The following is a 16,817-nucleotide window of genomic DNA, read 5'->3' as shown; positions in this document are numbered from 1 at the left end:
CGGGATATCGCCCGTCGCCGTGACGGTTGCCGTCCGCCGGACCGAATTCGAGGCGCCGATGTCCGAGAACCGCAGCCCCGACAACGATCCCGTCGCCGTTGTCGGGCTGGCGTGCCGATTGCCCGGCGCCGCCTCCCCCGACGCGTTCTGGCGCCTGCTCCGCGACGGCGTCGACGCCGTCCGCGAGGCGCCGCCGGACCGCTGGCCGGCCGGCCCGGACCGCCCCCGGGGCGGCTGGCTCGACGAGGTCGACCGGTTCGACGCCGGGTTCTTCGACATCGCCCCACGCGAGGCCGCCGCCATGGACCCGCAGCAGCGCCTGGTGCTGGAACTGAGCTGGGAGGCGCTGGAACGCGCCGGGATCCCGGCGGCGGAGCTGCGCGGCAGCGCCACCGCGGTGTTCGCCGGCGCGACGAGCGGCGACTACGCGACGATCGCCCAGCGCGGCGGCGGCACCCCGATCGGCCAGCACACCGCGACCGGCCTGAACCGGGGCCTGATCGCCAACCGGGTGTCCTACGCGTTGCGCCTTACCGGCCCGAGCGTGACGGTCGACGCCGGGCAGGCGTCCTCGCTGGTCGCCGTCCACCTCGCCGCGCAGAGCCTGCGCTCCGGCGAGGCCCGCGTCGCGCTGGCGGCGGGCGTCCAGCTCAACCTCGCCCCGGAGAGCACGCTCGCGCTGTCCGCGTTCGGCGCGCTCTCGCCCGATGAGCGGTGCGCGGTGTTCGACGCGTCCGCCAACGGCATCGTGCGGGGCGAGGGCGCCGTGGTCCTCGTGCTCAAGCCGCTGGCCGCGGCGCTGGCCGACGGCGACACCGTGCACTGCGTGATCCGCGGCAGCGCGGTGAACCACGACGGCGGCGGGGACACCCTGGTCACGCCGGTCGAGGAGGCGCAGGCGCGGGTGCTGCGCGCGGCGTACCGGCGCAGCGGCCTCACCCCCGAGCAGGTGCGCTACGTCGAGCTGCACGGCACCGGCACCGCCCTGGGCGACCCGATCGAGGCGGCCGCGCTCGGCACGGTGCTCGGCGCCGGTCGCGCCGGCGAACCGCTGCGGGTCGGCTCGGTCAAGACCAACATCGGCCACCTCGAGGCCGCCGCCGGTATCGCCGGCCTGCTGAAGACCGTCCTCGCCATCAGCCACCGCGAGTTGCCGCCCAGCCTGCACTTCACCACGCCTGCGGCGGGCATCCCGCTGGAGCGACTCGGGCTGCGGGTCCAGACGGAGCACGGGGAGTGGCCCGGCGCCGGACCGCTCGTCGCCGGCGTCAGCTCGTTCGGCATGGGCGGCGCCAACTGCCACGTCGTCCTCGCCGAAGGCCCGACCGCCGCCGCCGCCGCCGCCGACGCCGCCGCCGCCGCCGTCCCGACCGCCGCCGCCGTCCCGACCGCCGCCGCCGTCCCGACCGGCGACGCCGCTGCCGCGCGGGTCGGCGTCGACGCCACGGCGGCCGACGCGCCGGCCCCGATCGCCGACGGCGCGGCGCCCGCGCTGGTGCCCTGGATGGTGTCGGCCCGCACACCCGAGGCGCTACGCGAGCAGGCTGCCCGGCTGGCCGCCGGCGTCGACCCGGCCGACTCCGACGTGGCGGTCGCCCGCGCGCTGGTGCGCACCCGCACCGGCTTCGAGCACCGCGCGGCGGTCCTCGGGCGGGACCGCGCCGAACTGCTCGACGGGCTCACCGCGCTGGCCTCCGGGCTGCCCGCCGCCGGCGTGGTCACCGGCGCCGCCCGGCCCGGCCGGATCGTGTTCGTGTTCTCCGGTGAGGGCTCGCAGTGGGTCGGGATGGCCCGCGCGCTGCTCGACCAGTCGCCGGTGTTCGCCCGGGAGTTCGAGGCGTGCGACCGGGCGCTGCGCCGGTACGTCGACTGGTCCCTGCGGGACGTGGCGCTCGGCGTCGAGGGCGCGCCGCCGCCCGACCGCCTGGACGTGCTCCAGCCGTACCTGTTCGCGGTCCGCGCCGCGCTGGCCGCGATGTGGCGGGCGCACGGCGTCGAGCCCGCGGCGACCGTCGGCAGCTCCCAGGGCGAGGTGACCGCGGCGTACGTGGCCGGCGGGCTCAGCCTGGACGACGCCTGCCGGGTCATCGCGCTGCGCAGCCTGATCTACACCCGGCTCGTCGGCCGTGGCGCCATGGTGGCGCTGACGCTGACCCGCGACGAGGTGCGCGAACTGATCGCCGCCTGGGACGGCCGGATCGAGATCGCCGCCGTCAACGGGTCACGGGCGGTGGTCGTGGGCGGCCCGAACGACGCGCTGGACGAGCTGGTCGCGCACTGCGTCGCGCACGACGTCCAAGCCACCCGGGTGCGGGCCGGCTTCGCCTCGCACACCGCGCAGGTCGACGAGTGCCGCGACGAGTTGCTCGACGCGCTGGCCGCGCTGCGCCCGCGGACCGGCACGGTGCCGTTCTGGTCCACCGCGCTCGACCGCTGGGTGGACACCGCGGAACTCGGCGCGGACTACTGGTACGACAACGTCCGCCGTACGGTCGAGCTGGAGGCCGCGGTGCGCGGCCTGGCCGCCGACGGCTTCCGGTTCTTCGTCGAGGTGAGCCCGCACCCGACGCTGGTGCACAGCGTCCGGGACACCGCCGCCGACGCCGGCCTCGACCTGGTCGCGGTGCCGACGCTGCGCCGCGACGACGGCGGCCTGGACCGCTTCGTCACGTCGGTCGCCACCCTCGCGGCGGCGGGCGCCGAGCCGGACTGGGACAGCGTGCTGGGCGCGCCGGCCGGGCCACGGGTCGTGCTGCCCACCTACGCGTTCCAGCGCAGCCGGTTCTGGATCACCGACGACCCGGCCACCCTGCCCGCCCGGCAGACCCGCCCGGCCACGGTGACGCCGCTGTCGGCCGACCCGCTGGTGCTGGTGCGCGCGCACGCGGCGGCCGTTCTCGGCCATCCCGGGCCGGACGCGGTCGACGCCGACCGGACGTTCCGCGGCCTCGGCTTCGACTCGCTGACCGCTGTCGAGCTGCGCAACCAACTGGTCGGCGCCACCGGCGTCGAGCTGGACACCACGGCCCTGTTCGACCATCCGACGCCGCGCCGGCTGGCCGCGCACCTGGCCGGCCGGGCCGCCGGCGCGGGCGACGCCACCCGCCCGGTCAGCGCCGCGGTGGCCGCCGGAAGCGAGCCGGTCGCCGTCGTCGGCATCGGCTGCCGGTACGCCGGCGACGTGCACGGCCCGGCCGAGTTCTGGCGACTGGTGGCCGGCGGCGTCGACGCGGTCACCGGCCTGCCCACCGATCGCGGCTGGACGGTCGACCTGGCGTCCGGCGCGGCCGGCGGGTTCCTGGCCGACGCCGCCGACTTCGACGCGGCGTTCTTCGGTATCTCGCCGCGGGAGGCGCTGGCGATGGACCCGCAGCAGCGGGTGCTGCTGGAGACCGCGTGGGAGGCCCTGGAACACGCCCGGCTGGACCCCGGGTCGCTGCGCGGCACCGCGACCGGCGTGTTCGTCGGCGCGATGGCCCAGGAGTACGGGCCGCGGCTGCACGAGGCCTCCGGCGCGGTCGAGGGGCAGGTGCTGACCGGCACCACGATCAGCGTCGCCTCCGGCCGGATCGCCTACACGCTCGGGCTGGAGGGCCCGGCGATGACCGTCGACACGGCGTGCTCGTCGTCGCTGGTCGCGCTGCACCTGGCCGGGCAGGCGCTGCGCTCCGGCGAGTGCGACCTGGCCCTGGCCGGCGGCGTGACGGTGATGTCGACCCCGGGCATCTTCACCGAGTTCTCCCGCCAGGGTGGACTGGCCCCGGACGGGCGGTGCAAGGCGTTCGCGGACGCCGCGGACGGCACCGGCTGGGGCGAGGGCGCCGGCGTGCTGGTCCTGGAACGCCTCGCCGACGCTCGCCGTAACGGCCACGAGGTCCTCGCGGTGCTGCGCGGCACGGCGGTCAACTCCGACGGCGCCTCCAACGGTCTGACCGCCCCCAACGGGCCGTCGCAGCAGCGGGTGATCCGCCAGGCGCTGGCCAACGCGGGATTGCGACCGATCGACGTGGACGCGGTGGAGGCGCACGGCACCGGCACCCGGCTCGGTGACCCGATCGAGGCGCAGGCGTTGCTGGCGACGTACGGGCAGGACCGGCCGGCGGACCGGCCGCTGCTGCTCGGCTCGGTGAAGTCGAACATCGGGCACACCCAGGCCGCCGCCGGCGTCGCCGGCGTCATCAAGATGGTGCTGGCGCTGCGGAACGGCGTGCTGCCGGCGACGCTGCACGTGGACGCGCCGTCCGCGCACGTCGACTGGTCGTCCGGCGCGGTGCGGCTGCTCACCGAGACCCGGGACTGGGCCGCCGAGGACGGCCGGGTCCGCCGGGCCGGGGTGTCCTCGTTCGGCATCAGCGGCACGAACGCGCACGTGATCGTGGAGGAGGCGCCGGCCGTCGCCGGGACCGCGCCGTCCCCGGCCACCGGGGCGGCGCTGCCGTGGGTGCTGTCGGGCCGGTCGGCGGAGGCGCTGACCGCACAGGCTCGCGCGCTGGCCGGTTTCGTCGCCGGGCGGCCGGAACTCGACGCGGCCGAGGTGGCCCGGGCGCTGGTGTCGACGCGGGCGGCGCTGGACCACCGGGCCGTGGTCGTCGGCGCCGACCGGGAGGAACTCCTGGCGGGCCTGGCCGGGGTGGAGCCGGCCGGCGCGGCCGGCGCCGCCGACGGCGGTGTCGTCCTGGTCTTCCCGGGGCAGGGCGCCCAGTGGCTCGGCATGGCCGCCGACCTGCTGGCCGAGTCGCCGGTCTTCGCCGCTCGGATGGCCGAGTGCGCGGCGGCCCTCGCGCCCCACGTGGACTGGTCCCTGCTCGACGTCCTGGCGTCGGCCGACGAGAGCTGGTTGCGGCGCGTCGACGTGGTGCAGCCGGCCCTGTGGGCGGTGATGGTGTCGTTGGCCGAGCTCTGGCGGACGTTCGGTGTCGAGATCGCCGCCGTGGTCGGCCACTCGCAGGGCGAGATCGCGGCGGCCGTGGTGGCCGGGATCCTGTCGCTCGCCGACGGCGCGCGGGTGGTGGCGGTGCGTTCGGCGGCGTTGCGGGCGATCGCCGGCACCGGCGGGATGCTCGCCGTGGCCGCGGATCCGGCCGGGGCGCAGGCGCTGATCGAGGGCGTCGCGGGGGTGTCGGTCGCGGCGACGAACGGCCCGGCCTCGGTGGTGCTCTCCGGCGACGTGGCCGGCGTGGACGCGGTCGAGGCCCGGTGCGCGGAGCAGGAGGTGTGGTGCCGGCGGGTACCCGTCGACTACGCCTCGCACAGCGCGCACGTGGACAGCCTGCGGGCCGAGCTGCTGGCGGCGTTCGAGGGGTTGACGCCGCTGGCCGGCGCGCTGCCGTGGTACTCCACGGTGACCGGTGAGCTGGTCGACCCGGTGGAGCTGGACGCCGCGTACTGGTTCGAGAACCTGCGCCGGCCGGTGCGCTTCGACGAGGTCGTGACCACGCTGATCGCCGCCGGGCACCGTACCTTCGTCGAGGCCAGCCCGCACCCGGTGCTCACCGCGGGCATCGGCGAGCGGGGCGGCGCGGCGGTCGGCTCGTTGCGCCGGGGCGAGGGCGGGTGGGCCCGGATGCTGCGCTCCGCCGGCGACCTGTGGACCCTGGGCGGGCACGTCGACTGGCGGGTGGCGACCGGTGACGGCCCGGTCGCCGAGCTGCCCACGTACGCGTTCCAGCGGCAGCGCTTCTGGCTCGAACCACACGGCCCGCTGCTGGGCGAGCCGATCAGCCTGGCCGGCTCCGGCGCGCTGTGGAACGGCGCCCTGTCGACGGCGGCCCTGCCCTGGCTGGCCGACCACGCGGTGCTCGGGCAGACGCTGCTGCCCGGCGCGGCCTTCGCCGAGATCGCGTTGCAGGCCGTGCCCGGCCTCGGCGAGCTGACCCTGCGGGCCCCGCTGGTCCTGCCGGCCGGCGGTGACGTCGCGATCCAGGTGATCGTCGAGGACGGCGCGATCCGGATCGCCTCGCGGGCCCCGGACGGCGCGAGCTGGACCGTGCACGCCACCGGGACCGTGGCCGCCCCGGCCGCCCCGGCCGACACCGGCCCGACCGAATGGCCGCCGGCCGACGCGGACGAACTGGACCTCGGTCACTTCTACGACGACCGGGCCGCCGCCGGTTACGGCTACGGCCCCGCGTTCCGCGGCCTGCGCCGGGCCTGGCGGGCGGGCGACGACACGTACGCCGAGGTCGAACTGCCGGCCGAGGCCGCGGCGGGGCGGGACCGGTTCGGGCTGCACCCGGCGTTGCTCGACGCCGCCCTGCACGGCGCGCTGCTCGCCTTCGACGGCGCCGTCCTGCCCTTCGCCTTCTCCGGCGTGCGGCTGCACACGACCGGCGCCACCCGGCTGCGGGTCCGGATCAGCCCGGTGGACGCGGACACCGTGACGGTGTCGCTCGCCGACGCCGGCGGCGCGCCGGTGGCCGAGATCGACGGGCTCACGTTCCGCCCGGTGTCGTCGGCGGCGCTCAGCACCGCCTCCGCCGCGGTGCGGGACGCGCTGTTCGAGATCCGTTGGACACCGACGGACGCGCCGGCCACGGTGGCGCCCGCGACGCTGCTGCGCGCCGCCGGCCCGCTGCGTGACCGGCTCGCCGAGGTCCTCACGGCGATCCAGGACCACGTCGACGGCGACCACGACGACCCGCTGGTGATCGTCACGCACGGCGCGGTGCCGGTCGGTGGCCCGGTCACCGATCCCGCCGGCGCGGCGGTCTGGGGCCTGGTCCGTTCGGCGCAGACCGAACACCCGGGGCGCCTGCTGCTCGTCGACAGCGACGGCGACCTCGACGGTCGCGCGCTGCCCGCGGACGAGCCACAGATCGCCCTGCGCGACGGCGTCGCCCATGTGCCGCGGCTGACCCGGACGACCGTCACCGCCGTCGAGGACCCGCCCGTGACCGGCGGCACGGTGCTCGTCACCGGCGGCACCGGCGTGCTGGGGGCGCTCGTCGCCGAACGGCTGGTCACCGCCCACGGCGTACGCCGGCTGGTGCTGACCAGCCGCCGGGGCCCGGCCGCGCCGGACGCGGCCGGGCTGGTCGACCGGCTGACCGCCCTCGGGGCCGAGGTCACCGTGGTCGCCTGCGACGCCGCCGACCGGGCCGCGCTGGCCGCCGTGCTCGCCGGCACGGACCTCACCGGCGTGGTGCACTGCGCCGGGACGCTCGACGACGGCGTGCTGACCGCGATGACCGCCGACCGGCTGGACCGGGTGCTCGGCCCCAAGGCCGACGCCGCGCTGCACCTGCACGAGCTGACGGCCGGCGCGGACCTGGACTTCTTCGTGATGTTCTCGTCCGTCGCCGCGACCCTGGGCACCGCGGGCCAGGCGAACTACGCGGCCGCGAACGGCTTCCTCGACGGCCTGGCCTCGCTGCGCCGCGGCCAGGGGCTGCCCGGCACCTCGGTCGGCTGGGGGTTGTGGGCCGAGACGTCCGCGATGACCGGCCAGCTCACCGGACGCGACGTGACCCGGCTCGGCGGCCAGTTGTCCACCGAGGACGGCATGGCGCTCTTCGACACCGTCCTGCGGTCCGGTCCGGCGCACGCGGTGGCGGCCCGGATCGCCACGCGCGGCGACTCCGTCCCCGCCCTGCTGCGCGGCCTGGTCCGGCAGCCGTTCCGGCGGGCCGCCGCGACCGGGACGTCCCCGGCGCTCGCCGCCGACGACCCCGCCGAGCGCCGTCGCCGGCTGCTCGATCTGGTACGCGCCGAGGCGGCGGCGGTCCTCGGACACGCGTCGCCGTCCGCCGTCGACCCGGACCGGGTGCACGTCGACCTCGGCTTCGAGTCGCTCACCGCGGTCGAGCTGCGCAACCGGCTCGCCCGGGCGACCGGCCTCAGCCTGCCCGCGACGCTCGTCTTCACCTATCCCACCCCGAACGCCGTCGCCGACCACCTGGCCGAGCGTCTGGGCACGCCGGCCGCCGCACCGGCCCGGACCGTCGCCCCGCCCGTGGCGGCCGCCGGCGAGCCGATCGCGATCATCGGAATGAGCTGCCGCTACCCGGGCGGTGTGACCGGCCCGGACGAGCTGTGGCGACTGGTCGCCGAGGGCGGGGACGCGGTCACGCCGTTCCCGGCCAATCGAGGCTGGGACACCGACGCGCTCTACGACCCCGACCCCGACCGGCCGGGCACCACGTACGCCACCGAGGGCGGCTTCCTGCACGACGCCGACGCGTTCGACGCGGAGTTCTTCGGCATCTCGCCGCGCGAGGCCCTGGCGATGGACCCGCAGCAGCGGATCCTGCTCGAAACCGCCTGGGAGGCGTTCGAGTCGGCCGGGATCGACGCGCGCACGGTCCGGGGCACCCGGGCCGGGGTGTTCACCGGCGTCATGTACCACGACTACCAGACGTTGCTCGCCGGTGCGGACACCCCGGACCTCGACGGGTACGCCGCGATCGGGGTCGCCGGCGGGGTGGTCTCGGGGCGGGTCGCCTACACGTTCGGCCTGGAGGGCCCGGCGGTCACCGTGGACACCGCCTGCTCGTCGTCGCTGGTCGCCGTGCACCTGGCGGCGGAGGCGCTGCGCCGGGGCGAGTGCACGATGGCGCTGGCGGGCGGCGTCACGGTGATGGCCACGCCCGGCACGTTCGTCGACTTCAGCCGGCAGCGTGGCCTGGCCCCGGACGGCCGGTGCAAGTCGTTCGCCGCCGCCGCCGACGGCACCGGCTGGTCGGAGGGGGCCGGGCTGCTGGTGCTCGAACGGCTCTCCGACGCCCGGCGCAACGGGCACCCGGTGCTGGCGGTGGTCCGCGGCAGCGCGGTCAACCAGGACGGCGCCTCGAACGGGCTGACCGCCCCGAACGGCCTCTCCCAGCAACGCCTCATCGCCGCCGCGCTGGAGGCGGCCGGGCTGGAGCCGGGCGACGTGGACGCCGTCGAGGCGCACGGCACCGGCACGACGCTGGGCGACCCGATCGAGGCCGAGGCGATCATCGCGGCGTACGGGCGGAACCGTCCCGCCGGCCGTCCGCTGCGGCTCGGCTCGCTGAAGTCCAACATCGGCCACAGCCAGGCGGCCGCGGGCGTCGGCGGGATCATCAAGATGGTGCTGGCCATGCGGCACGGGATCCTGCCCCGGACGCTGCACGTCGACGAGCCGACCCCGCACGTCGACTGGGCCGGCGGCGCGGTCGAGCTGCTGCGGGAGGCGTGTGCGTGGCCGGAGACCGGCCGGGCGCGGCGGGCCGGGGTGTCCTCGTTCGGGATCAGCGGGACCAACGCGCACGTCGTGCTGGAGGCGCCGCCGACCGCTGTCGCGGCGGAACCGGTGGTTGCGGCCGGGCCGGTGCCGCTGGTGCTCTCGGCGCCCGCCGCCGCCGCGTTGCCGGCCCAGGTCGACCGGCTCCGGGGCTTCCTGGCCCAGCGGCCGGAGCCGGACCTCGCCCGGGTCGGCGCGGCGCTGGTCGGATCCCGGATGGTCTTCGATCACCGGGCTGTGCTGATCGACGACGTGGTCGAGACCGGGGTGGTTGAGCCGGGTGCGCTGGCGTTCCTGTTCACCGGTCAGGGGGCGCAGCGGGTCGGGATGGGCGCGGGTCTGGTGGCGCGGTTCCCGGTGTTCGGGGAGGTGTTCGACGCGGTCGTGGCCCGGTTCGACGGGTTGCGGGAGGCCCTCGGCACCGAGGCGATCCATCGGACGGTGCACGCGCAGGCTGGTCTGTTCGCGGTCGAGGTGGCGTTGTTCCGGCTGCTGGAGTCGTGGGGTGTCACGCCGGACTTCCTGCTGGGTCACTCGATCGGGGAGATCGCGGCGGCGCACGTGGCGGGTGTGTTGTCGCTCGACGACGCGGTGACGCTGGTGGCGGCTCGGGGTCGGTTGATGCAGGCGTTGCCGGCCGGTGGCGCGATGCTGGCGGTGCAGGCGTCCGAGGAGTCGGTGTGGGAGATCATCGCCGACACGGGTGTGGACGTCGCGGCGGTGAACGGTCCGACGTCGGTCGTGATCTCCGGTCCGGCGGACGTGATCGACGAGTTGGCGCCACGGTTCGGCAAGGCGACGCGGTTGACGGTGTCGCACGCGTTCCACTCGTCGTTGATGGAGCCGATGCTCGCCGAGTTCGCGGCCGCGATCGGGCACCTCGATTTCGGGGCGCCGCGGATTCCGGTGGTGTCGAATCTGACCGGTGAGCCGGTGGAGGAGTTCACCGTCGACTACTGGGTGCGGCACGTGCGGGAGGCGGTGCGTTTCGACGACGGCATGTCCTGGCTCGCCGGCAACGGGGTGACCCGTTGTCTGGAGGTCGGCCCGGCGGGTGTGCTGTCCGCGCTGGCCGCGCCGGAGCTGACCGGTGTGGCGGCGTTGCGCAAGGACCGCGACGAGGTCACCACGCTGCTGGAGGCCGTCGGCCGGCTCTGGACCACCGGCGTGGCCGTCGACTGGAGCGCGATCCTGCCGCCGGCCGGGCACGTCGACCTGCCCACCTACCCGTTCCAGCGGCAGTCCTACTGGCCCACGCCCGCGACGGCCACGCCGGCGACGCGCGACGCCGGCGGAGAGACGCGGTTCTGGGACGCGGTCGACCGCGGCGACCTCACCCAGCTCGCCGGTGACCTGAACGTCACCTCGGACACGCTCGACGCGGTCCTGCCCGCGCTCGCCGCCTGGCGTCGGAACCAGCGGTCCAGCACCGTCGTCGACGGCCTGCGCTACCGGGAGAGCTGGATGCCGCTCAACCCGCCGCCGGCCCGGCTCACCGGCCGCTGGCTCGCGGTCGTCGCCGCGCATACGGCCGTCGGAGAGATCCTCGACGCGCTGCGTGACCAGGGCGCCGACGTCCTGGACGTCCTCGTCTCCACCCCGGACGACCTGACCGCGCGCCTCGACGCCCTCGACCCGGGCGACCTCGATGGCGTCGTCCTGCTCACCGGGCTCGCCGAGGACCGGATGCCGGACCGCGCCGCTGTACCGTCCGGGCTGGCGCTGACCGTGACGAGCATCCAGGCCCTCGCGGCCGCCGGGATCGACGCGCCGGTGTGGTGCCTGACCCGCGGCGCGGTCTCGGTCGGGCGCTCCGACCCGCTGCGCGCCGACGTGCAGGCCGCGGTGTGGGGACTGGCGCGGGTCGCGGCCATCGAACAACCCGTCACCTTCGGCGGTGTCGTCGACCTGCCGGACGTGGTGGACGAGCGGGCCGGGCAACGCCTCGCCGCGCTTCTCGCCGCGGGCCGCGAGGACCAGGCCGCCGTGCGCGGCTCGGGCGCCTTCGGCCGCCGGCTGGTGCGCGCCCCCGCCCCGCCCGGCACGCCGCCCCGTCCCGCGCCGGCCGGCACCGTCCTGGTCACCGGTGGCACCGGGGCGCTCGGCGCGCACGTCGCCCGCCGGCTCGCCGGTCGGGGCGTACCCCGCCTGCTGTTGCTCTCCCGGCGCGGACCGGACGCGCCCGGCGCGGCCGAGCTGGTCGCGGAGCTGGCGGACCTGGGCAGCGACGCGAGCGTCGTCGCCTGCGACGCCGGTGACCGCGACGCGCTGGCCGCCGTGCTGGCCGCGATCCCGGCCGAGCGGCCCCTGACCGGCGTCGTGCACGCCGCCGGGGTGGTCGACGATGCCACCTTCCTGTCGCTCACCGTGGCGCAGCTCGACGCCACCCTGCGGGCGAAGGTCGGGGCGGCGGAGCACCTCGACGAGCTGACCCGTGACCTGTCGCTCGACGATTTCGTGCTCTTCTCCTCGTTCGCCGGCAGCGTCGGCAACGCCGGCCAGGCCGGGTACGCGGCGGCGAACGCCTGGCTCGACGCGATCGCCGCCCGGCGGCGCGCCAGCGGGCGGCCCGCCACGGCCGTCGCCTGGGGCCCGTGGGCCACCGGCGACCCGACCGGCGGCGGCGCGGGCATGGCGGCCGGCGAGGTCGGGGAGCGGCTGCGCCACGTCGGCCTGTCACCGGTGCCGGTGCCGGCCGTCCTGGACGCGCTCGACACGGCGCTTCGGTGCGAGGACACCGCGATCGTTGTCGCGGACGTCGACTGGACCCGGTTCGCCCCGACCCGCCCGAGCGCGTCGACGAGCCTGCTGGCCGCGCCGCCCGCCGCGGCCGCCGCGCCGGCCGACCTCACCGGTCTGACGGTCGCCGACCGGCGACGCGCCCTGCTCGACCTGGTCCGCGCCCGCACGGCCGCCGTGCTGCGGCACCCGATGCCCGACGCGATCGACAGCGGCCGCGCCTTCCACGACATGGGATTCGACTCGCTGACCGCGATCGAGCTGCGCAACACGCTCGCCGCCGACACCGGCCTGCGGCTGCCGCTCACCCTCGTCTTCGACCACCCCACCCCGGCCGCCCTGGCCGACCACCTGGTGGCGCGGCTCGGCGGCGGCGCGGACGAGCCGGCCGAGGTCGCCCGGCCGGTCGCGGCCGACGACGACCCGGTCGTGGTCACGGCGATGGCCTGCCGCTTCCCCGGCGGCGTGCGCACGCCCGAGGACCTGTGGGCGCTGGTCTCCGACGGCGTCGACGGCCTCACCGAGCCGCCCACCGACCGGGGCTGGCGCTCCGGGACCGGCTTCGTGGGTGGATTCCTGGCCGACGCCGCCGACTTCGACGCCGCCCTGTTCGGCGTCTCCCCGCGCGAGGCCCTCGCCATGGACCCGCAGCAGCGGCTGCTGCTCGAATCGGTCTGGGAGACCTTCGAGCGGGCCGGCATCGACCCGCGCTCGGTGCACGGCGCCCGGATCGGCATGTTCGCCGGCACCAACGGCCAGGACTATCCGGCCGTACTGGCCGCCGCGGGTGGTGCCGATGTCGAGTCGCACACCGCCACCGGGAACGCCGCCGCCATCCTCTCCGGCCGGGTCTCCTACGCGTTCGGCCTGGAAGGCCCGGCGGTCACCGTGGACACCGCGTGCTCGTCGTCGCTGGTGGCGATGCACCTCGCGGCGCAGGCGATCCGGGCCGGGGAGTGCCACGCGGCCCTGGCCGCCGGGGTCACCGTGATGTCCACCCCGGGCGCGTTCGACGAGTTCGACAGGCAGGGCGGCCTGGCCCCGGACGGACGGTGCAAGGCGTTCGCCGACGCGGCGGACGGCACCGGCTGGGGCGAGGGCGTCGGGGTCCTGCTGCTGGAGCGTCTCTCGGCGGCGCGGGAGCACGGCCGGGAGCCACTCGCCGTGCTGAAGGGCAGCGCGGTCAACTCCGACGGCGCGTCGAACGGGCTCACCGCCCCGAACGGCCCCTCGCAGCAGCGGGTCATCCGGCAGGCCCTGGCGAACGCCGGCCTGACGCCCGCCGACGTGGACGCGGTCGAGGCGCACGGCACCGGCACGAAGCTGGGCGACCCGATCGAGGCGCAGGCGTTGCTGGCGACCTACGGGCAGGACCGCCCGGCAGACCGCCCGCTGTGGCTGGGGTCGGTGAAGTCGAACATCGGGCACACCCAGGCCGCGGCCGGTGTCGCCGGCGCGATCAAGATGGTGCTGGCGCTGCGGCACGGCGTCCTGCCGGCCACGCTGCACGTGGACGCGCCGTCGGGACGGGTCGACTGGTCGGCCGGCGCGGTGCGGGTGCTGACCGAGGCCCGGGAGTGGGACAGCCCCGGGGCGCGGCGGGCCGGCGTGTCCTCGTTCGGGCTCAGCGGCACCAACGCCCACGTGATCCTGGAGCAGGCGGCGCCGGCGCCGGTCGCGGCGACGTCCGCGCCGACGGGGCCGTTCGCCTGGGCGTTCTCCGCGCGGACCGACGGTGGCCTGCGCGGTCAGGCGCGGCGACTGGCCGGGTACGCGACGTCGGCCGACCCGGCGGACGTCGCGCGGGCACTCGCCGGCGCCCGGGCGACGCTGGAGCATCGCGCGGTCGTCGTGGCGGACACGGCGGAGCGATTCGCCGCCGACCTCGCCGCGCCGTCGACGCTGGTCTCCGGTGTCGCGTCACCCGGCGCCCTGGCGTTCCTGTTCACGGGTCAGGGTGCGCAGCGGGTCGGTATGGGTCTGGGGTTGGCGGCGCGGTTCCCGGTGTTCGCGGAGGCGTTCGACGGGATCTGTGCCCGTTTCGACCTGGTGTTGGACGTGCCGTTGCGGGAGGCGATCGATTCCGACGCGGTGCACCGGACGGTGTACACGCAGGCTGGTCTGTTCGCGGTCGAGGTGGCCCTGTTCCGGTTGCTGGAGTCGTGGGGGGTGGCTCCGGATTTCCTGTTGGGTCATTCGATCGGTGAGATCGCGGCGGCGCATGTGGCGGGGGTGTTGTCGCTGGATGATGCGGTGACGTTGGTGGCGGCTCGGGGTCGGTTGATGCAGGCGTTGCCGGCCGGTGGCGCGATGCTGGCGGTGCAGGCGTCCGAGGAGTCGGTGTGGGAGGTCATCGCCGGCACGGGTGTGGATGTGGCGGCGGTGAACGGTCCGACGTCGGTCGTGATCTCCGGTCCGGCGGACGTGATCGACGAGTTGGCGCCACGGTTCGGCAAGGCGACGCGGTTGACGGTGTCGCACGCGTTCCACTCGTCGTTGATGGAGCCGATGCTCGCCGAGTTCGCGGCCGCGATCGGGCACCTCGATTTCGGGGCGCCGCGGATTCCGGTGGTGTCGAATCTGACCGGTGAGCCGGTGGAGGAGTTCACCGTCGACTACTGGGTGCGGCACGTGCGGGAGGCGGTGCGTTTCGACGACGGCATGTCCTGGCTGGCCGGCAACGGGGTGACCCGTTGTCTGGAGGTCGGGCCGGCGGGTGTGCTGTCCGCGCTGGCCGCGCCGGAGCTGACCGGTGTGGCGGCGTTGCGCAAGGACCGCGACGAGGTCACCACGCTGCTGGAGGCCGTCGGCCGGCTCTGGACCACCGGCGTGGCCGTCGACTGGACCGCCGTCGTCGGCCGCCCGGAGCGGACGCTTGACCTGCCCACGTACGCGTTCGACCGCGCCCGGTTCTGGCCGGAGACACCACCGCACGACGACGACACCCCGCGCCTCCACGCCGAGACCTGGGTCCCGGTGGCCGAGCCCACCGCCGCGCCGGACGGCGCCTGGCTACTGGTGCTGCCCGACGGCGTCGACTGCGCCGACGTGGTCGGCGCGTTCCCCACCGCGCGGACCGTCACCGTCGACGACACCGCCGGCCGCGCCGACTTCGCGGCGCTGCTGGCCGCCGAAGCCGGTCAAGGGCCGCTGCGCGTGCTGTCGCTGCTGGGGTTGGACACCACGCCACACCCGGGACAGCCGGACGTGCCGGCCGGTCTCGCCTCGACCGTGGCGCTCGCCCACGCCGTCACCGACCTGCCGAGGGCGGCGAAACTCTGGTGCCTCACCCGCGGCGCGGTGGCCACCTGCGCCGCCGACGGCCCGGTGAACGCCGTCCAGGCCCACCTCTGGGGACTGGGCCGGGTCGCCGCGATGGAGCTGCCCCAGCACTGGGGCGGCCTCGTCGACGTGCCGCCGCACCTCGACGACGCCGACCGGCGTCGGCTGGCCGCCGCGCTCGCCGGTGGAGACGAGGACCAGGTGGCGCTCCGGCCGGGCGGCCTGCTCGCCCGCCGGCTGCGCCGGGTCGCACCGCCGGTCGGGACGACCGAGCCGGCACTCCCGACCGGTACCGTGCTGATCACCGGAGGCACCGGCGCGCTCGGCGCCCACGCCGCCCGCTGGCTCGCCGGCCGGGGCGTACCCCATCTGCTCCTGCTCTCCCGGCGCGGCCCGGACGCGCCCGGGGCCGCCGACCTGGTCCGCGAGCTGACCGCGGCCGGCGCCACCGTCACCGTGCGGGCCTGCGACGTGGCCTCCCGCACCGACCTGGCCGCCGCCATCGACGCCATCCCCGCCGCGCACCCCCTCGACGGTGTCGTGCACACCGCCGGGGTGACCGCCGACGGCCCGTTGGAGACGCTCACCCTCGACCAGCTCGCCGCGGTGCTGCACGCCAAGACGCTTCCGGCGGCCCACCTCGACGCCCTCACCGCCGGTCACCCGCTGCGGATGTTCGTGCTCTACTCCTCGATGGCCGGCGCGGTCGGCAACCCGGGCCAGGCGAACTACGCGGCGGCGAACAGCTACCTGGACGCGCTGGCCGGCGACCGGCACGCCCGCGGCCTGCCCGCCACGGCGCTCGCCTGGGGGCCCTGGGCGGCCGGTGGGCTCGCCGCCGGCGCCGCGCTCACCGGCCGGCACGCCGGCCTCGGCCTGCGGCCACTGGCCGTCGGCCCGGCCATGGCGGCCTTCGCCGCCGCCGTCACCGACGACCGGCCGGCGATCGTGGTCGGTGACGTCGACTGGACGACGTTCGCGGCGGCCACCGGCCCGGCCCGGCCCAACCGGCTGCTCGCCGAACTCACCGACCTGCCGCCGTCGGGCGACGCCGGCCAGGACTCCCCGGCCGAGCGGCTGCGCGCCCGCCTCGCCGCCGCCACCGACCGCGACCGGGTCGTCCTCGACCTGGTCCGCGCCGAGACGGCCGCGGTCCTGCGGCACCGCGACCGAGACCGGATCGACCCGGCATCGTCCTTCCGGGACCTCGGCTTCGACTCGCTGCTCGCGGTCGAACTGCGTAACCGACTCGGTGCCGCCGCCGGACTCCCGCTTCCGGCGACCCTGGTCTTCGACCACCCCACCCCGGGCGCGCTCGCCGCGCACCTGACGCCGCGGGTGGCCGGTGAATCCGAGCGTCCCACCGTCGCCGGCGAGATCGACCGCCTGGAAGCCGTCCTGTTCGGTGTCGCCCCGGACGAGGACGAGCGGGCCGGCATCACCGCGCGACTGCGCGCCCTGCTCGACAAGTGGAGTCGTACGAACGCCGCACCCGAACCGGGCGACGACCTCGACGCCGGGCTGGACCTGGCGACCGCCGACGAGATGCTCGAGCTGATCCAGCGCGAGTTCGGCAGCCCCACATGACCAT

At 76.4% G+C, this 16,817-nt stretch carries 1 protein-coding gene; it reads left to right on the top strand.

Features of this window, described 5'->3' with window-relative positions:
* The first annotated feature begins 58 nt into the window (after positions 1-58).
* Positions 59-16,813, top strand: coding sequence for a type I polyketide synthase (locus tag O7618_RS12675; protein WP_278106272.1), 16,755 nt, complete (start codon positions 59-61; stop codon positions 16,811-16,813).
* Positions 16,814-16,817 lie beyond the last annotated feature (4 nt).

Source organism: Micromonospora sp. WMMD980, from assembly GCF_029626035.1.
Taxonomy (GTDB): domain Bacteria; phylum Actinomycetota; class Actinomycetes; order Mycobacteriales; family Micromonosporaceae; genus Micromonospora.
This window is presented reverse-complemented; position numbering and strand designations above follow the sequence as displayed.